Annotated in this window: 15 protein-coding genes; 12 read left to right on the forward strand and 3 right to left on the reverse strand. The window is 55.4% G+C overall.

Annotation, left to right across the window (positions count from 1 at the left end; all coding sequences use genetic code 11):
* Nucleotides 1-7: 7 nt before the first annotated feature.
* The 3 genes from MYS68_RS07550 to MYS68_RS07560 all read left to right on the forward strand — a co-directional run bounded on the left by MYS68_RS07550 (nt 8) and on the right by MYS68_RS07560 (nt 3,751).
* Nucleotides 8-1,759: an ABC transporter permease gene (locus tag MYS68_RS07550; RefSeq protein WP_248930842.1), complete on the forward strand. Its 1,752-nt coding sequence runs from the start codon at nt 8-10 to the stop codon at nt 1,757-1,759.
* A complete protein-coding gene (locus MYS68_RS07555; RefSeq protein ID WP_248925244.1) occupies nt 1,756-2,799 on the forward strand; it encodes an ABC transporter ATP-binding protein in 1,044 nt (347 codons plus the stop codon). The genes MYS68_RS07550 and MYS68_RS07555 overlap by 4 nt, the downstream gene beginning before the upstream one ends.
* Nucleotides 2,800-2,944: 145 nt before the next feature.
* Nucleotides 2,945-3,751: a stalk domain-containing protein gene (locus MYS68_RS07560; protein WP_275983780.1), complete on the forward strand. Its 807-nt coding sequence runs from the start codon at nt 2,945-2,947 to the stop codon at nt 3,749-3,751.
* A gap of 251 nt (nt 3,752-4,002) precedes the next feature.
* On the opposite strand, the gene cysK is transcribed toward MYS68_RS07560, so the two are convergent.
* A complete protein-coding gene (gene cysK, locus MYS68_RS07565) occupies nt 4,003-4,938 on the reverse strand; it encodes a cysteine synthase A (protein ID WP_248925246.1) in 936 nt (311 codons plus the stop codon).
* A gap of 223 nt (nt 4,939-5,161) precedes the next feature.
* Between cysK and MYS68_RS07570 the strand changes: the two genes are divergently transcribed.
* The 6 genes from MYS68_RS07570 to MYS68_RS07595 all read left to right on the forward strand — a co-directional run bounded on the left by MYS68_RS07570 (nt 5,162) and on the right by MYS68_RS07595 (nt 11,083).
* Nucleotides 5,162-6,277: an aminopeptidase gene (locus tag MYS68_RS07570; RefSeq protein ID WP_248925247.1), complete on the forward strand. Its 1,116-nt coding sequence runs from the start codon at nt 5,162-5,164 to the stop codon at nt 6,275-6,277.
* Nucleotides 6,278-6,364: 87 nt separating this feature from the next.
* Nucleotides 6,365-7,261 carry an RNA polymerase sigma-70 factor gene (locus tag MYS68_RS07575; protein WP_248925248.1) on the forward strand — a complete coding sequence of 299 codons (897 nt, stop codon included), beginning with the start codon at nt 6,365-6,367 and terminating at the stop codon, nt 7,259-7,261.
* Nucleotides 7,262-7,294: 33 nt separating this feature from the next.
* A complete protein-coding gene (locus MYS68_RS07580; RefSeq protein WP_248925249.1) occupies nt 7,295-7,753 on the forward strand; it encodes a carboxymuconolactone decarboxylase family protein in 459 nt (152 codons plus the stop codon).
* A gap of 51 nt (nt 7,754-7,804) precedes the next feature.
* Complete coding sequence (locus tag MYS68_RS07585; RefSeq protein ID WP_248925250.1) at nt 7,805-8,740, forward strand: phosphotransferase family protein; 936 nt, start codon at nt 7,805-7,807, stop codon at nt 8,738-8,740.
* A 275-nt stretch (nt 8,741-9,015) separates the two neighbouring features.
* A complete protein-coding gene (gene glpK, locus MYS68_RS07590; protein WP_248925251.1) occupies nt 9,016-10,500 on the forward strand; it encodes a glycerol kinase GlpK in 1,485 nt (494 codons plus the stop codon).
* Between the two features lie 157 nt (nt 10,501-10,657).
* Nucleotides 10,658-11,083: an NUDIX hydrolase gene (locus MYS68_RS07595; protein ID WP_248925252.1), complete on the forward strand. Its 426-nt coding sequence runs from the start codon at nt 10,658-10,660 to the stop codon at nt 11,081-11,083.
* Here the strand turns inward: MYS68_RS07595 and MYS68_RS07600 are convergent.
* Nucleotides 11,080-12,243, reverse strand: coding sequence for an ROK family transcriptional regulator (locus tag MYS68_RS07600; protein ID WP_248925253.1), 1,164 nt, complete (start codon nt 12,241-12,243; stop codon nt 11,080-11,082). The genes MYS68_RS07595 and MYS68_RS07600 overlap by 4 nt on opposite strands.
* A gap of 162 nt (nt 12,244-12,405) precedes the next feature.
* Here MYS68_RS07600 and xylA point away from each other — a divergent pair, with 162 nt between their 5' ends.
* The gene (xylA, locus tag MYS68_RS07605; RefSeq protein WP_248925254.1) at nt 12,406-13,722 is read left to right on the forward strand and encodes a xylose isomerase; all 1,317 of its coding nucleotides are present in this window, start codon (nt 12,406-12,408) and stop codon (nt 13,720-13,722) included.
* A gap of 132 nt (nt 13,723-13,854) precedes the next feature.
* Here xylA and MYS68_RS07610 read toward each other — a convergent pair whose 3' ends face one another.
* Complete coding sequence (locus MYS68_RS07610; RefSeq protein WP_248925255.1) at nt 13,855-14,430, reverse strand: NAD(P)H-dependent oxidoreductase; 576 nt, start codon at nt 14,428-14,430, stop codon at nt 13,855-13,857.
* Nucleotides 14,431-14,557: 127 nt separating this feature from the next.
* Here MYS68_RS07610 and MYS68_RS07615 point away from each other — a divergent pair, with 127 nt between their 5' ends.
* The gene (locus MYS68_RS07615; RefSeq protein ID WP_248925256.1) at nt 14,558-15,586 is read left to right on the forward strand and encodes an AraC family transcriptional regulator; all 1,029 of its coding nucleotides are present in this window, start codon (nt 14,558-14,560) and stop codon (nt 15,584-15,586) included.
* A gap of 243 nt (nt 15,587-15,829) precedes the next feature.
* Nucleotides 15,830-17,317: an alpha-N-arabinofuranosidase gene (locus MYS68_RS07620; RefSeq protein WP_248925257.1), complete on the forward strand. Its 1,488-nt coding sequence runs from the start codon at nt 15,830-15,832 to the stop codon at nt 17,315-17,317.

Raw genomic sequence — 17,317 nt, forward strand, 5'->3', positions numbered from 1 at the left:
GTCAGCAATGAATACGAATCCGCAGACGATTCAATCCAAAAGAGACGGAGTCGAGGCCGGCGCTGGCCTCTTCTTCTTTTTATTTGCAGCCGCGAAGAAATGCGCGCTGCTGCTTCCGGTTGCCGTATTGGCGCTTTTCTTCGCCCTGCCGGTCGTCAAACTGATCGTGTTAAGCATGCAGCACGATTCCGGCTTCACATTTGCTCATTACGCGGATCTGCTCCAGGAGCCCCGAACGTGGAAAACATTGAAGGACACCGCTGCGATCGTCATAGGCTCTTCGCTGCTGGCGGTTATTCTCGGTGCGGTAACGGCCTGGTTTGTCGCATATACCGATTTGAAATATAAACAGGCGTTGCAAATGGCCATTCTTTTCTCCTATATGATCCCTTCCTATGTGCTGACGATTTCGTGGACTTCGCTGATGGGGACTCAAGGCCCGGCGGCGTATCTGCTTCACCTTGTCGACCCGAATGCGAAGCCATGGAGCATGTACAGCTATGGAGGTATCATTTTTATGATGGGGATCCATCATTTTCCGCTCGTTTATTTGCTTTCCGTTGACGTATTCCGAAAGGTGCCGCGCGATTTGGAATGGGCATCGAGGGCCGGCGGAGCGGGGAAGGTCAAAACGTTTTTTCTCGTTACATTGCCCATAGCGCTGCCGGGACTGGCCGGCGGCGGTCTGCTTGCGTTTTTGGCGGGCCTCGACAATTTCGGCATCCCGGCTTTTTTGGGGATCCCGGCCCATATTTCCGTCTTGAGCACGCTCATCTACGAGCAGATCATCGGCTTCGGTCCGTCCGCTTTTTCCAAAGGGGCCGCCCTTTCCGTCGTGCTAGTCCTGTTTGCCGCCGCCGGTGCAATGCTGCAGTGGCTGCTCGTCCGAAAAAACAATCCGTTTGACGCGGGCGTGCCGGACGACAGTCCAAGATATTTTCTCGGGCCGTATAGGACGCTTGTTAGTTTGCTGCTGTGGGGCTTCCTGGCCGTCATTACGGTTGTACCGTCCTTGTCCATGTTGGCGGTTTCTTTGAAAAAGGCGTACGGTGTGCCGTTTACGCTGCCTAACTTAACTTTGGATCACTACCAGTATATTTTATTCGAGAGCACGAAGGTATGGCGTTCCATGCAAAACAGCTTCCTGCTTGCAGCCGTCACGCTCGGGATTTGCTTTGCGTTCGGCACCTGGATCGCGTACGTTCGGGTGAGGAGGCCGTCCTGGCTTGCCAAAACAGCCGAAATCGTGATCGCCCTCCCGTTTACACTGCCGGGAATCGTATTCGGCTTGGCGATGATTTTCGTCTGGATGGAGCCGGTTCCCGGCTGGAACCCCGGCATTTACGGCAGTATGCAAATTTTGTTTATCGCATATGTTTGCCGCTTTTTAATTTTACAGGTGAGATCGGGCATCTCGGCGTTTATGCAAATAGACGTTTCCATGGAGGAAGCTGCGCATATTTTCGGCGCCGACCGGCGGAGAAAATGGCTGCGGATTCTTCTCCCGCTTTTGGCGCCCGGTTTGCTCGGCGGAGGGATTCTCGTCTTCTTGACGGCACTTACCGAGCTTACGGTGTCGGCGATCCTTTGGTCGGCCGGGTCGCAAACGATCGGCGTGACGGTGTACGGCTTCGAGCAGGCCGGAGATACGATGTACTCCACCGCTTTATCCAGCCTCGTCATCGCCCTGATTTTGGCCGGAATGGCCGTGATCTATACGCTGCAGAAGGTTCAGGCGAAAAGAGGTGTTCGGTCATGAGTATCGATCTGATTCGGATAACAAAACATTTTGGAAACGTTCATGCGTTACGGTCCGTCGATTTGTCGATAGCGGACGGGGAATTCGTCGCCGTCCTCGGGCCGTCAGGCTGCGGGAAAACGACGCTGCTCCGATTGCTTGCCGGTTTCGAGCAGCCTACGGAAGGCGAAATTTATTTCGGCGGAACTCTTGCTGCGGGCAAAGGGGTAAGCCTGCCTCCGGAAAAACGGAAAATCGGCATGGTGTTTCAGGCTTTTGCGTTATGGCCGCATATGAACGTGATGGAGCATGTGCTGTTTCCGCTCCGCCATCACAAGGAAACCCCGCCCGCCTTAAGGGAGAATGCGAAGCAAAGAGCTTTGCAGGTGCTCCGGATGGTCGGTTTAAGCGATTTTGCGAAGCGGATGCCTCATGAGCTGTCCGGCGGACAAAAGCAGCGCGTCGCCATCGCCAGGGCGATTGCCGCCGAGCCCGCCCTGCTTTTGATGGATGAACCGCTCAGCAGCCTGGATGCGATGCTGCGCATGGATATGCGCCGGGAAATTCAGTCGATTCACCGGCACACGGGAACAGCCGTCGTTTACGTCACGCATGATCAGGGCGAGGCGCTCGCTATGGCCGACCGGATCGTGGTCATGAAGGATGGCGCCATCGAGCAGGTCGGTTCCCCGGAGCAAATTTACGGCAGGCCGGAAACGGAATTCGTCGCCAAATTTGTGGCGAAAGCCAATTTGGTTCCCGGCCGGTGGAACGGTCATTTCTTTTTCCCGCATGGATCAGCCGGGGAAGCTCTATGGGACGGGACGGAGGTGGCCGAATATTTTAAAACGTGCGGATTGTTTCCGGTAAGACCGGATCAGCTTGCGCTTCTCCAGCCCGATCGGCCGGGGATTCCAGGCAAGGTGGTCAACGTCCAGTTTCAAGGGAAGGAGTATCATTACCACATTGAATCTGCGGGCGGTGTATGGGAAGCGCATTCCGCGCTGCGTTTTCGCATCGATGAACATGTTTCGCTAATCGTCGGAGGTTTGCCCGGTTGAATGGATTTGTCGAATGCGCCCCCATAAAGCCGCAGGGGGCTGCGAATAAGTTAGAGACATATTCGACAACATTTTCAGGGAGGAATCATTAGTGAGAAACAAAACATGGATCATCGCGGCATCCTGCATCGTCGCAACGGGCTTGATGAGCGGTTCGGCATTGGCTAAGCCGGAGAACGGGGGAGGCGCTGAAAAAGCGGCAACGGCGGCAACGGTCAAAGCTCCGGAGAAGGAAAAAGAAGTTAAATCGGGGACAGATACGCAAGCGACCGTTACATCCAGTACATACGAGGACAAGGGCAAAAACGGATTCAAAGGTCTTTTGAATGCTATTGAAAATGTGAAGGACAAGCCGGCGGGAGCGGTGATTGCCGACCTGCTCCTGAGCAAATACGGCAGCAAGCTCAGCGATGAGCAAAAGGCGGAATTGGAAGCATTGAACGAAAAGGACGCGGCCCTGTCCGCGGCGGCAGATTTGCTGGACAAGCAGGGAAGCGTGACCGATGCGGTGTATGTGCAGAAGGAAGCGATCAAAGCGAATATTAAAAACATCGATTCCTACAAAAAGCTTGGCAAGCTGTATGAAAAACTCGGCAAAAACGGCGTGCAGCTGTACGTCAACGGCGACGAACCTTCCATGGAAGTTCGGCCTTTCATCCGCGACGGCAATACGCTGGTGCCTTTTCGCGCTATCTCCGAGGCATTAAAAGCGGAAGTGAGCTGGAACGCGGATGAACGATCCGTAACGGTCACCCGCGACGGCATTTCGGTGAAGCTGTTTATCGACAGCAAAACGGCTTATGTCAACGGACAAGAGGTGACGCTTGAAGTGCCGGCGGCCATCGAGAACGGCAGCACGGTAGTGCCGGTCCGATTCGTCAGCGAAGCGCTGAAAGCGGTTGTAAAATGGGAAGACGAGACGAAATCGGTTATCATTTACGAAGAACAATAGTTCGAAACAAGAGGCTTTCTCCAAAGCGGCAATTGCCGCGTTAGGAAAGTCTCTTTGCGTGCCTGCGTAATTTGCCAAACATACACCGATGCGCTTGCTTCGCAGCGGCCCCACGAGTTGTTGCAGGATAATTTCAGCTGCTGATCGATCAATTAAAAATTGAAAGCACAGAGGCTGCCTTATGGTGGGAAACACCCGCTATTGACAGCCTCTGTTTATTTTGAAAAATGTTGATGGACGTCTTAAAGGGGTCATCCTTCCTGGAACAACGGAGTCGACAAATACCTCTCCCCGGTGTCGGGCAGCAAAACGACGATCGTTTTGCCTTTATTTTCCGGGCGGCGGGCGATTTGCACGGCGGCGAAGACAGCCGCACCTGAGGATATGCCGACAAGAAGCCCCTCCGTGCGGGCGAGCTTACGCGAAGTGTCGAAGGCGTCTTCGTTTTTCACCTGCACGATTTCGTCCACGACCGAACGGTCGAATACGGGCGGGACGAAGCCGGCGCCAATGCCCTGGATTTTATGCGGACCCGGCTGGCCGCCCGACAGCACAGGCGAGTCGTGGGGCTCGACCGCGACGACCTCCACCTTCGGCTTGCGCTCTTTGAGCACGCTGCCGACGCCGGTAACCGTTCCGCCGGTGCCGACGCCGCCAACGAAAATATCGACCTCGCCATCCGTATCCCGCCATATTTCCTCAGCTGTCGTTCGCCTGTGAATATCCGGGTTGGCCGGATTGCTGAACTGCTGCGGGATAAACGCTCCGGGAATTTGGCCGGCAAGCTCCTCCGCCTTGCGGATCGCGCCCCTCATTCCCTCGTTTCCCGGCGTCAGCACCAACTCGGCGCCAAGCGCGACGAGCAGCTTGCGGCGTTCGATGCTGAACGTGTCCGGCAGCGTAATGATCAGCCGGTATCCGAGCGCGGCGGCGGCAAAAGCGAGACCTACCCCGGTATTGCCGCTCGTCGGCTCGATGATGACGGAGTTTTTGTGCAGCAGGCCTTTTTCCTCCGCATCTTTAATCATAGCGAAGCCGATCCGGTCTTTCACGCTTCCGGCCGGATTGAAATACTCGAGCTTAGCCAAAAGCCGCGCTTCGAGTAGATGGCTTTTCATATAATTGTTCAATTGGAGCAGCGGAGTATTGCCGATCAGATCGGTCAAATTTTGCGCGACAGATGCCATAATGAAAGTTCCCTCCGAAATTAAGCATAGTTTTCCAATCGATATACATGGATATATTCAACCATATCATGTTGGCCGCAGCGTGACAACCGTTTTATATAAAAAAAGGAATACAGCCATCGTTGTACATTTGAACTTTTCATGAAAAACGGGTACATTGAATATGGTAAGTTTATGCAATTCCCGCCTATGAATCCGCGAGTTTAAAGGAGATTGGATAAACATGAGAGATCCTCGTTTGAAAGTGTTCGCCCGGAATCTCGTCCGGTATTCCGTCAATCTGCAGCCGGGGGAAAACGTACTGATCGAAATGATCGGCGTCCCTGACCACGAACTGACGAAATGCCTCATCGAGGAAGTTTACGATGCCGGAGGGCATCCGTTCATCGAGATTCGCGAGCCGGCCGTTACCCGCAGCCTGATGCTTGGAGGAACGCAGGAAATGTACGCGCGGCTGCGCGACATCGAGCTGAACCGGATGAAGCAGATGCATGCCTATATTGCGGTGCGCAGCGGAGACAACATCACCGAGCTGTCCGACGTGCCGGAAGATAAAATGAAGCTGTACACGACCCAGTACATGAGGCCGGTGCTCGATCAGCGCGTCAATCATACGAAGTGGGTCATTATGCGCTACCCGAACCCGTCGATGGCGCAGCTTGCGAACACAAGCACGGAAGCGTTCGAAAACTTTTATTTCGATGTGTGCAATCTTGATTACAGCAAAATGTCCGAGGCGATGGACGCGCTCGTCGACTATATGCAGCGCACCGATAAAGTGCGGCTCGTCGGTCCGGGTACGGATCTGCATTTCTCGATCAAAGGCATTCCGGCGATCAAATGCGCGGGCAAAAACAATATCCCCGACGGCGAGGTGTTCACCGCTCCGGTGATCGACTCGGTAAACGGCGTCATTTCATACAATACGCCGACGATCTATGCGGGGACCTCGTTTGAAAACGTCGTGCTCCGTTTCGAAAACGGCAAAATCGTCGAAGCGACGAGCAACAACACGAAAAAGCTGAACGAAATTCTCGATACCGACGAAGGCGCGCGGTTTATCGGGGAGTTCGCGATCGGCGTCAATCCTTATATCAAGCTGCCGATGAAGGACATCTTGTTCGACGAAAAAATCGACGGCAGCATTCATTTCACGCCGGGCAACGCCTACCAGGACGCGGACAACGGCAACCGTTCGTCCGTACATTGGGATATGGTGCTTATCCAGCGCCCGGAATTCGGCGGCGGCGAAATGTATTTCGACGACGTGCTTGTCCGCAAGGACGGGCGATTCGTTGTGCCGGAGCTGGAGCGGCTTAACCCGGAAAACTTAATGTGATTCAAGAGGGAAGCGGTCTCGGACGAGATGTCGGCTTCTCTTTTTTCCCCGAAAGTTACTCCCAGCCGGAGAGAGGAGGGTGAGGTTATGGATGTGGAGACGTTGTACCGCGAATATAAAGGGGTGCTGTTTTCCGTCGCTTACCGGATGCTCGGAACCGCGGCAGATGCGGAAGATATCGTGCAGGACCTGTTTGCCGCGCTGCCGGAGAAGCTGGACGAGCTCCGGGTGACAAGCTGGAAGTCCTATCTTGTCAAGGCCGTTACGAACCGCTGCCTGAACGTGCTGCAGTCGGCGCGCAAGCAGCGTGAGGTGTATACGGGGCCGTGGCTTCCCGAGCCCGTGCTCAGTGACAGCGCAGCGCTGCCCGAGGACGCCGCTTTGCTGCGTGAAGACGTTTCGTATGCGTTTCTGGTTATGCTGGAGCAGCTGACCCCAGCGGAAAGGGCGGTATTCGTGCTGCGGGAGGCGTTTTACTACGATTATGAGGAAATCGCAGAGGTGCTCGACAAATCCGAAGTGAGCTGCCGCAAACTGTACAGCCGGGCCCGGCAAAAGCTGCCGCAGCGCGGCATGGATCGGACGGCTGCAAAACAAACCTCGGGTCGTCTCGCAGAGCTGTTTATGGAGGCTGTTCGCACAGGCCGGTTCGATTCATTGGTGGGCGTTCTGGCCGAGGAAGCGAGGCTCGTTTCCGATGGCGGGGGCAAGACGCGTGCGGCGCTGGTTCCGATTGTCGGCCGGGATCGCATCGTCGCTTTCTTCCAAGGCATTTACGGCAAAGGCTCGCTTCAGGGCGATATTCGTCAAACTACGGCCAACGGGCAAAAAGCAATATTGCTGCTGACAGAAGGCCGGCTCAAGTTCATCTTTCTGTTCGATCTTGATCCGGACGGGCGTCTCGAGCAAATTTTTCTTATCTCGAATCCGGATAAATTGTCGCGGTTTTGGTCACAAATCTCCGAGGCGAATTGTCTTTCATAACGAAAGACCATTTTATCCGAAGGAGAGATTCATATGGAAGTAAGAGTGAAACATCGCGAAGTGTATCCGGAAGCTTACCGGACCATGCTCAGATTCGAGGAGCTGATGGCTTCGAGCGGTCTTGACAAGACGATTTACGAGCTGATCAAAATCCGCGCCTCGCAGATCAACGGCTGTGCGTTCTGTCTGGATATGCATATGAACGATTTGCGCAAAATGGGTGAGTCGGAGCGGCGGATGCAGCTGATCGGCGTCTGGCGGGAAACGCCGTTTTTTACCGATAAGGAAAAGGCGGCGCTGGAGCTGACGGAGTACGTCACGAAAATTTCCGAACACGGTGTGCCGGATGAGCTGTACAACCGGATACGCACCTTTTTCGACGAAAGAGAGTATGTTGTGCTTCTCATGGCGATCATTACGATTAACAGCTGGAACCGGCTCATGATATCGACGGGCATGTTCCCGGGGGTTCTGGACGGGGCGAAAGCTTAAATCAGGTGAAAATAAAGTAACCGCTAATCTTCAACGGAAGGGTGGCCGCATATGGCGCCGGAACTTGAAAATTCGCTGCCGGACCTCGTTCTCGGGTGGGTTATGGACGTTGCGGGTGCAGGAGCTGAGGTGAGATCGGTTCGCCCGCTGCATGGGGGCATGTCGGCTCTAGTTCACAGCGTTTCCGTTCAGGTGAACGGCGAAACGAAGCATTTTGTGCTGCGCCGGTTTCACGACAGGGAATGGCTCCGCAATGAGCCCGATCTCGCCCGGCATGAAGCGGAAAGCTTGCGCCGGGCGGCACGTACCGGGCTGCCGACGCCGCAGCTCGTCGCGTTCGACGAAACCGGCAGCGAATGCGGCATACCCGCCGTGCTGATGACGCGGCTGGACGGCGCGGTTCGGTTGCAGCCGCAAAACATGGATCGATGGCTGAACGGGCTGGCCCAAGCTTTGGTGCGGATACACGCTCTGGACGCCGGTGATTTTCCATGGACTTATTATACGTACAACGATGTGGCGTCGCTCTCAGTACCTTCATGGTCGCGTTTTCCGGAATTGTGGGAGTCAGCGATACGCATCGTTCAAGGACCGCGTCCCGAGTTTAAGCCGTGTTTTATTCATCGGGACTATCATCCGACCAATGTGTTATGGTCCGCAGGTGCGGTCAGCGGGGTGGTCGATTGGGTGAACGCTTGCCGCGGGCCGGCCGGGATCGATATCGGCCACTGCCGATTGAATCTTGCACGTCTGTTCGGTGTTGCCGAAGCGGACGCATTTTTATCGGCTTACGGAATATGCGCCGGATCGGCTTTCCGCTACGACCCGTACTGGGACCTTTTATCGCTTATAGAGGCGCTTCCCGGTCCGCCCGGTGTATACCCGGGTTGGACCGCGCTCGGCGTAACCGGATTGACGGACAGGCTGATGATCGAGCGGCTGGACGCTTATTTGAAAAGTTTGCTGGCGCGGACAGAAGGAGCGTAACTGCCGAGAATGCCGTACCGCAAAGCGGCTGCAATCCGGTTGTCCGGCACGTTATCAAGTATCCCGATATGCATCAAAACGGAGCTTTAACGGAACAAATCGTTCCGCTATTGCTCCGTTTTCTTTTTTGCGTTTTCCCGGAGATTACGCACACCACGGTGTCACGGCAGAGCAAAAATCAATAATTGCTAACGCCCTTCCGCTGGGGTACACTTGAGATTAGGTGCAACCGCTTTGAGCCGGGCAAGCCCGATTTTTCTTATTGGAGGCCTTATATGAGCAAATATGTAATCGCTTTAGATCAGGGCACGACGAGCTGCCGTGCGATTGTGTTCAATAAGCAGGGGCAGATTGTAAGCATGGCGCAGCAGGAGTTTACGCAAATTTTCCCGCAGTCCGGTTGGGTCGAACACGACGCGGGGGAGATTTGTCGCGTTCAACTCGAGGTTTTGCGGCGAGCGGTTAAGGACATCTCCGCCGCAGACATAGCTGCCATCGGCATTACCAACCAGCGCGAAACGACGGTCGTTTGGGACCGGGCCACCGGCAAACCGCTTTATAATGCGATCGTTTGGCAGTGCCGCCGTTCGAGCGGCATATGCCGGACGCTGAAGGAGAACGGCTTCGAGCCGACGATCCGCCGCAAAACCGGGCTCGTGCTGGACCCGTATTTTTCAGGGACGAAGCTGAAATGGCTGCTGGACGAGCATCCGGAAATCCGGGCGAAAGCCGATGCGGGCGAAGCGCTGTTCGGCACGATCGACAGCTGGCTCATCTGGAATTTGACCGAAGGGGCCGTCCATATGACGGATTTTTCCAACGCGTCGCGGACGATGCTGTTTAATATTCATACGCTCGATTGGGATGACGAGATTTTGGCCGAATTCGGCATTCCGCGTTCGATGCTGCCTGTAGTTAAGCCGTGCAGCGAAGTATACGGATACACGAAGGTACTCGGAGGTGAGAGCGCGGGCATCCCGATCTCCGGAGCGGCCGGCGACCAGCAGGCTGCGCTGTTCGGGCAAGGATGTTTTGCCGAAGGTATGGCGAAAAACACGTACGGCACCGGCTGCTTCATCCTGAAAAATACCGGAGAGAAGCCGGTCGCATCGCAAAAAGGGCTGCTCACGACGATCGCCTGGGGACTCGGCGGCAAGGTAACCTATGCGCTGGAAGGAAGCGTATTCATCGGCGGCGCGGTCGTCCAGTGGCTGCGCGACGGGCTCGGCATCGTCGATAACGCGGCGGAAACGGAAGCGATCGCCCGGTCGGTCGAGGATACGGGTGGCGTCTACTTCGTGCCGGCGTTCACCGGGCTCGGCACGCCCTATTGGGACCCGCACGCCCGCGGCATCATGACGGGTCTGACCCGTGCCACTGGCAGGGCGCATATCGTGCGCGCCGCCCTGGAGGCGATCGCGTATCAGAGCCGCGACGTGCTGCAGGTGATGGAAGAGGAGTCGGGCATCCGTCTGCCCGAGCTGAGAGTCGACGGCGGCGCTGTAAAAAACGGCTTCCTCATGCAGTTTCAGGCGGACCTGCTCGGCGTCAGCGTAACCCGCCCCAAAGTCAACGAGACGACGGCGCTCGGAGCGGCGTATCTGGCCGGACTTGCTGTCGGTTTTTGGAGCGGGTTGGATGAAATTCAAACACTGTGGGAGCTGGACCGAACATTTGCGCCGGAGAAAGACGACGAATTCCGCGAGCGGACATACAGCGGCTGGCAGAAGGCGGTTCAATTGCAACTCGGGGTAAGTTGAGCTTGAAAAATAAGACAGCGTTTTAATGCTGCCGACTTGTTGAACGTGCCGGCAAGCTTCGGGTGAAGCTTCCGGCACGGTGTATATTCCGCCAATATGGCGTGCCTTCTTGATTATAATCAAAGTGTACGAACCGGATAGCGGAGGAGAGTGTCCGATGAATGTATGGAGTGGAGCCGCGGCTGTTTGCATGAACGGCCGGGGCGAAATGTTGATGGTGCTGCAGGGCAAGCCGGACGAGGAGAAGCGATGGTCCGTACCGTCCGGCGGGATGGAGCCGGGGGAAACTTTCGAAGCATGCTGCGAGCGGGAAGTGTGGGAGGAGACCGGATACCGGGTGAAGGTTGTGCGGTTTTTGCATGAAAAAAGCGGCGCCGGATCGGAGGGCCGCTTCATATTCCGGTATTTCGAGGTGAAATGTATCGGGGGAGAGGCGGCGATTCAAGACCCGGACCGACTCATTCACGATATCCGCTGGCAGTCCGCAGAACGCATCGCCTCGCTGGATTTATGCTTTCCGGAGGACAGGGACTTTCTGCTGACTTATATATCCGACCGGTCCGCCGATCCCCAAACGAACTAAGCTTTGATGGAGGCGAGAAAGGTGGAGATGGCGAACGAGGAAGCCCCCAGCACTGCGGAGCGCGCACCGAGCGAAGAGAACCGCACCTGCAGCTCCTTGCGCGGAAACGGCAGCAGCCGCTGCTCCAAAGCCTCGTGCATCGGTTTCTCCAGCCATGGAGCGGCTTCCGTCAGCCGTCCTCCGATGATGATCAGCTCCGGGTTAAAGCTGTTGGCGATGCCCACGAGACCGACGCCGAGATAATGTCCGAGCCGCGAGAAGAGCTGCACGGCATCGGTGTTTCCTTCGCGCGCGCGGGAGATGAGCGTCTCGACATCGATGCCGTCTTCGCCGAGCAGCTTTTTCGCCTGCTGCAGCAGTGCATGCTCGGACGCATACAGCTCCCAGCAGCCGATGTTGCCGCAGCGGCATTTCGGCCCGCTGAGCTCGATCGTGACGTGCCCGATCTCCCCGGAAAAGCCGGTCGCCCCGCGGTACAGCTCGCCTTTTATGATGATGCCGGTGCCGATCCCGCTGCCGAGGCTGACATAGATGAGGTGGGAGGCGGAAGTGCCTGCGCCGAACTGCTTTTCCGCAACGGCTCCGGCATTCGCTTCATTGTCGATGGCGACCGGGATGCCGAGCTCCTGCTCGACCAGCTGCTTCAGCGGCACATTTTCCCAGCCGAGGTTCGGCGCGAACAGCACGGTCCCCTGGTCGTCGCTGATGCCCGGGATGCCGATGCCGATGCCGACGATGCCGTATGGGCTGACGGGAGCACGTGAAATGAGTTCACGGACGCATCGGACAAGATCGCCGATGACCGATTGCACCGAAATGTTGCGATGGGCGATTCGCAGCTCCTGTACGACGGAGCCCTCCAAATCCGTCAGCGCCGCAGCGATGTAATCGACGCCCAAATCGACGCCGATCGCGTAGCCGGCCTGCTTGTTGAACAGCAGCATCACCGGCTTGCGCCCGCCGCTCGATGCGCCGGTGCCGATTTCAAACACCATGTGGCTGTCGATCCATTCGCTTACGAGCGAGGATACGGTCGCCTTGGTCAGTCCCGTCAGAGCGGCGATTTCGGCGCGCGACACCGGCGAATGCTTGCGGATATGCTCCAGAACGATCGCTTTATTCATTTGTTTGACGAGGTTCAAATCTCCCGTTTGCTTCATGTTTGTGTCTCCAGCGGATGTTTTACTAGATTGTATCACGAAAACATATTTTTTTGCACACTAAGTTAGTTTAATCAATTTACAAAGTTTGCGGACAGTGATATGATAAAAGGGAATGATACGAAAACGCTTTTATTTTATTCCTATGATGGAGGGACGATCATGACGTATTTTCCGAACGTGCCGCAAGTGAAATTCGAAGGCCGGCAATCGACGAACCCGCTCGCATTTAAATTTTATAACCCGGATGAAGTGGTTTTAGGCAAAACGATGAGGGAACATCTGCGCTTCGCTGTCGCCTACTGGCACGCTTTCACCGGCTCAGGCGCCGACCCGTTCGGCAGCGGCACGGCGATCCGCGGATGGGACCGCTACAGCGGCATGGATTTGGCCAAAGCCCGCGTCGAAGCGTGCTTCGAGCTGCTGCAAATTCTTGACGTCGACTATTTCTGCTTCCACGACCGCGACATTGCCCCTGAAGGCGACACCCTGCAGGAAACGAACCGCAATCTGGATGAAATTGTCGCTTTGATTAAGGAAAACATGAAATCTTCCGGCAAAAAGCTGCTGTGGAATACGGCGAATATGTTCTCGCATCCGCGTTTCACGCACGGCGCCGCCACGACATCGAACGCCGATGTGTTCGCCTACGCGGCGGCGCAGGTGAAAAAAGCGCTCGAGCACGGCAAAGAGCTCGGCGGAGAAAACTACGTGTTCTGGGGCGGCCGTGAAGGCTACGAGACGCTGCTGAATACGGATATGAAGCTGGAGCTTGACAACCTGGCCCGCTTCCTGCACATGGCCGTCGATTATGCGAAGGAAATCGGCTTCGACGCCCAGTTCCTGATCGAGCCGAAGCCGAAAGAACCTTCGAAGCACCAATACGACTTCGACGCGGCCACGACGCTGTCGTTCCTGCGCCAGTACGATCTGCTGCCGCATTTCAAGCTGAACATCGAAGCGAATCATGCGACGCTTGCCGGCCATACGTTCGAGCACGAGCTGCATGTTTCGCGCATCAATGGCGCGCTCGGCTCGATCGATGCGAACCAGGGCGACATGCTGCTCGGTTGGGATACCGACGAATTCCCGACCGATCTTTACTCGACGACGCTGGCGATGCATGAGATTTTGCTGAACGAAGGCGGCATCGGCCGGGGCGGCGTCAACTTCGACGCGAAGGTGCGCCGCGGCTCGTTCGAGCCGATCGACCTCGTTTACGCGCACATCGCCGGTATGGACGCGTTCGCCCGCGGCCTGCAGGTGGCGGCGAAGCTGATCGAAGACCGCGTTTTCGCCAAAGTGTTGGACGAAAGATACGCTTCGTTCAAATCCGGCATCGGCGCCGATATCGTCGCAGGCAAAGCGAATTTCCGTACGCTGGAAGCATACGCGCTGCAAAATAAAGAAATCCAAAACGCCTCCGGCCGTCTGGAGCTGATCAAAAGTACGATCAATCAATATTTGATCAACGTGTAAGATCGGTAACATACAGGCAAGCAAAACCGCCTTTCCGCCCAACTGCGGAAGGGCGATTGTTTTTTTTCAGAAGATCTCTTGCCATCGTGGTATCATTTGTGTAATAAAAGTAGTGTGGAGCGATATACCGGTTTAGCCGAGCTCGGCACCGAGACGCCGCACCTTTTGCAGCCAGCTTGCGCGCTGACTTTCCGACGATGAGTTGATCGGGCTGATCTCGGTAATGCGCACAGGCTTGATCCCGCAAAAATGCAAAATGTTGTTTTTCATCACACGGTGGCCTGCGTGTCTGTAGATCAGCCGGTTATACCAGGACGGCGTATCCATCGTGACGATCAAACGGGCTGACTTGCCTTTTAAAAGCCGGTCCCACAAGGGCGAATCTTCCCGATACTTATACGCGAAGCCCGGCAAAAACACCCGGTCGAAAAATCCTTTCAAAACGGCGGGCATCGTTCCCCACCAGGTAGGGTAGACAAAAACCAGATGATCCGCCCAGAGAATCGACTCCTGCGCCTTCTGGAGCTCCTCCTCGAGCTCCGTTCTTTTCCGGTATCCGTATTTTAGATTCGGATCGAATGCGATTTGGCTGAGGTCGATGGCGCGTACGCGATCCGTCCGGCTTGACGCCCCTTCGATGTAGGCGCGAGCTAGGGCGGAGCAGTAGCTCTCCGGGTCGGGGTGTCCGATGATAACGAGTATTTTCATGATGAATCCTCCTCGTGGATGGTTATTGTAGGTTCGGTTGCTAAACTCAGATTACATGTTTCGGCATCATGCATAAATGATCCAACGTGTAAAAAACTTATGATTTTGCGCAAGGGGGAGCGGAAGATTGAAAAGCAGCAAGGGGTACGCCATTTCCCTGGTTTATCCGATCATGAGGTCCATCACGGGCAAAGGGCTTGATTTTCGGCGGTTTTGTGAACGGATTTCCTTCGATATGCGGCAGTTGCAGGATGTGGAAGCGCGGATTGACGAGGAAGAGCTGGAGCGATTGATGTACGAAGCGGCGAAGTTTACGCAGGACGACTACTTCGGCCTGCAGCAGGGCAAAGCGACGGACGTTGCGGATATGGGGATTCTCGGTTACGTCATGATGCATTCGGAGAAAGTGATTGACGCGCTTGCCGCATACCGGAGATACCACGTCATTCTTTGCAGCGGGTATCATCTGGAGTGGGAGGAACGGGGGGAGGACGTCTGGCTGCGGTTTTTCAAGCCGGGCCTTGCCCGGGCATCGCGCCACTGCATGGAGGATATGATCAGCTCGCTGTATCATCTCACAGTCCGCATAAGCAATCGGGCGATAGCGGTAAAAGAACTCAGGTTCGCGCACGAGGCCCCTGCGGATATCGGTCCGTACGTTGCGACATTTGGCGTGGAGCCGGCATTTGGCACAAACGACAATATGCTCCGCGTGAGCAAGGAAGTGCTGCACTACCCAATCTTGTACTCGGATGCCCGATTGCGAAGAGCGTTTGAGCCGATCGCCGAGGACATCATGCGAAAGCTGGTTCAAGGCAAAGAATTTTCCGACCGGGTATTTCAATGGATGATGAAGTGCATGCCTGCCCGTTTCCCTACTTTGCAGCAGACGGCGGACGCGTTCAAGATGAGCTCGAGAACGCTGCAGGCCAAACTGAAAGAAGAGGACGTCTCCTACAACGATTTGGCGCAGCGCGTACGCAAGGAATTTGCAGTGAGCTACCTCGCGAAATGGGAGCATTCCGTAGCCGAAATCGCCTATTTGCTGCATTATTCGGAACCAAGCGCGTTCCAGAACGCTTTCAAGAAATGGACCGGATTCACGCCGGGAGAATACCGGACCAACGCCAAGCGAAACACGGCAGCCTCAGAGTAAGGAGCAAAATTTTAATGACGACTCGAGGGATAATTCATGGCGCTGCGTGACAAAAAAGCTGAACGCAGGCGCATTCAAACGGCTGCCGAAAATACATAAACCGACTTTCCCGCTTATGAGGAAGGCCGGTTTTTTCATTTGGAAAAAACTTGATCAATTCGCGATTTCATCATATGATAATTAAGTAAATATAATCATTTATCGATTTGTAATTATATTAATCCAAAGGAGGCAATTCATGTGATGAACCAAATTTTAATCAATGCCGACGTAACGAAGGGAAACATCAGCAAATTCATTTACGGGCATTTCGCCGAGCATCTGGGCCGCTGCATTTATGAAGGGATGTGGGTCCGGGAAGATTCGCCGATTCCCAACACCGAAGGTATTCGCAATGACGTTCTGGAAGCGCTTAAGAAGCTGAACATTCCGGTGCTTCGTTGGCCCGGCGGCTGCTTTGCCGACGAATACCACTGGAAGGACGGCATCGGGCCGAAAGAGCAGCGCAAGCGGATGGTCAACACGCATTGGGGCGGCGTCGTGGAGAACAATCATTTCGGCACGCACGAATTTTTGCGTCTGTGCGAGCTGCTTGGCTGCGAGCCTTACATTTCCGGCAATGTCGGCAGCGGCACGGTTCAGGAAATGTCGGAATGGGTGGAATACATTACGTTTTCCGGCGAATCGCCGATGGCTGATTTAAGGCGCAGGAACGGACGGGAGGAGCCGTGGAAGCTGAAGTATTTCGGAGTCGGGAACGAAAACTGGGGCTGCGGCGGCAACATGCGGCCGGAATATTATGCGGACGAGTACCGGAGATACCAAACGTATGTGCGCAGCTACGGCGACAACAAGATTTACAAAATCGCCTGCGGGCCGAATACGTCCGACTACAACTGGATGGAGGTGCTGATGCGCGAAGCCGGACGCCATATGCACGGAATCAGCCTGCATTATTACACGGTGCCCGGCGAGTGGAAGCAGAAAGGCTCCGCCACCGAATTCGGCGAAAACGAATGGTTTGCCACGCTTAAGAAAACGCTGTTTATGGATGAGCTGATCACGAAACATAAGGCGATAATGGACCAATACGACCCGCAAAAACGGGTGGGGCTGATCGTCGACGAATGGGGAAGCTGGTACGATGTCGAGCCGGGTACGAACCCCGGGTTTTTATACCAGCAAAATACGATCCGCGATGCGCTTGTCGCCGGGCTCAATCTGCACATTTTCCATAACCATTGCGACCGCGTACATATGGCGAATTTGGCGCAGACGGTCAACGTGCTGCAGGCCGTGGTGCTGACCGAGGGAAGCCGGATGCTGCTCACGCCGACGTATCATGTGATGGACATGTTTAAGGTGCATCAGGACGCGGAGCTGCTGGATATTCATACGGCAAGCGCAGCTGTGTACGAAATGGAAGGAGAACAGCTCTCCCAGGTATCGGTGTCGGCCTCGAAGGATGCGGAGGGTCATATTCATATCAGCTTGTGCAACCTGGATCATCATTCGAAGGCGCCTGTCCGCATCGAGCTTCGGGGTTCAGGCGGCGATTTTGTGCTGTCCGGAACGATCTTGACGGCCGGCGATATGCGCGAACATAACACGTTCGAGCAGCCGGAGCGTGTTAAACCGCAGCCGTTTGAAGATTTCGTGCGGAGGCAGGACGCCATCGAAGCGGTTTTGCCGCCGATGTCCGTGGCCGTGTTGAAGCTGGCTGCGCAATAA

It is taken from the genome of Paenibacillus hamazuiensis, assembly GCF_023276405.1.
In the GTDB taxonomy this organism is placed as follows: Bacteria; Bacillota; Bacilli; order Paenibacillales; family NBRC-103111; genus Paenibacillus_AF; species Paenibacillus_AF hamazuiensis.

Excerpts from the sequence above, each read along its gene's own strand:
- MYS68_RS07575 (WP_248925248.1), top strand. The coding sequence starts at position 6,365 with ATGGATGTGGAGACGTTGTACCGCGAATATAAAGGGGTGCTGTTTTCC.
- MYS68_RS07560 (WP_275983780.1), top strand. The coding sequence starts at position 2,945 with ATGAGCGGTTCGGCATTGGCTAAGCCGGAGAACGGGGGAGGCGCTGAA.
- cysK (WP_248925246.1), bottom strand. The coding sequence starts at position 4,938 with ATGGCATCTGTCGCGCAAAATTTGACCGATCTGATCGGCAATACTCCG.
- MYS68_RS07570 (WP_248925247.1), top strand. The coding sequence starts at position 5,162 with ATGAGAGATCCTCGTTTGAAAGTGTTCGCCCGGAATCTCGTCCGGTAT.
- MYS68_RS07620 (WP_248925257.1), top strand. The coding sequence starts at position 15,830 with ATGAACCAAATTTTAATCAATGCCGACGTAACGAAGGGAAACATCAGC.
- MYS68_RS07550 (WP_248930842.1), top strand. The coding sequence starts at position 8 with ATGAATACGAATCCGCAGACGATTCAATCCAAAAGAGACGGAGTCGAG.
- MYS68_RS07600 (WP_248925253.1), bottom strand. The coding sequence starts at position 12,243 with ATGAAGCAAACGGGAGATTTGAACCTCGTCAAACAAATGAATAAAGCG.
- MYS68_RS07595 (WP_248925252.1), top strand. The coding sequence starts at position 10,658 with ATGAATGTATGGAGTGGAGCCGCGGCTGTTTGCATGAACGGCCGGGGC.
- MYS68_RS07610 (WP_248925255.1), bottom strand. The coding sequence starts at position 14,430 with ATGAAAATACTCGTTATCATCGGACACCCCGACCCGGAGAGCTACTGC.
- glpK (WP_248925251.1), top strand. The coding sequence starts at position 9,016 with ATGAGCAAATATGTAATCGCTTTAGATCAGGGCACGACGAGCTGCCGT.
- MYS68_RS07580 (WP_248925249.1), top strand. The coding sequence starts at position 7,295 with ATGGAAGTAAGAGTGAAACATCGCGAAGTGTATCCGGAAGCTTACCGG.
- xylA (WP_248925254.1), top strand. The coding sequence starts at position 12,406 with ATGACGTATTTTCCGAACGTGCCGCAAGTGAAATTCGAAGGCCGGCAA.
- MYS68_RS07585 (WP_248925250.1), top strand. The coding sequence starts at position 7,805 with ATGGCGCCGGAACTTGAAAATTCGCTGCCGGACCTCGTTCTCGGGTGG.
- MYS68_RS07555 (WP_248925244.1), top strand. The coding sequence starts at position 1,756 with ATGAGTATCGATCTGATTCGGATAACAAAACATTTTGGAAACGTTCAT.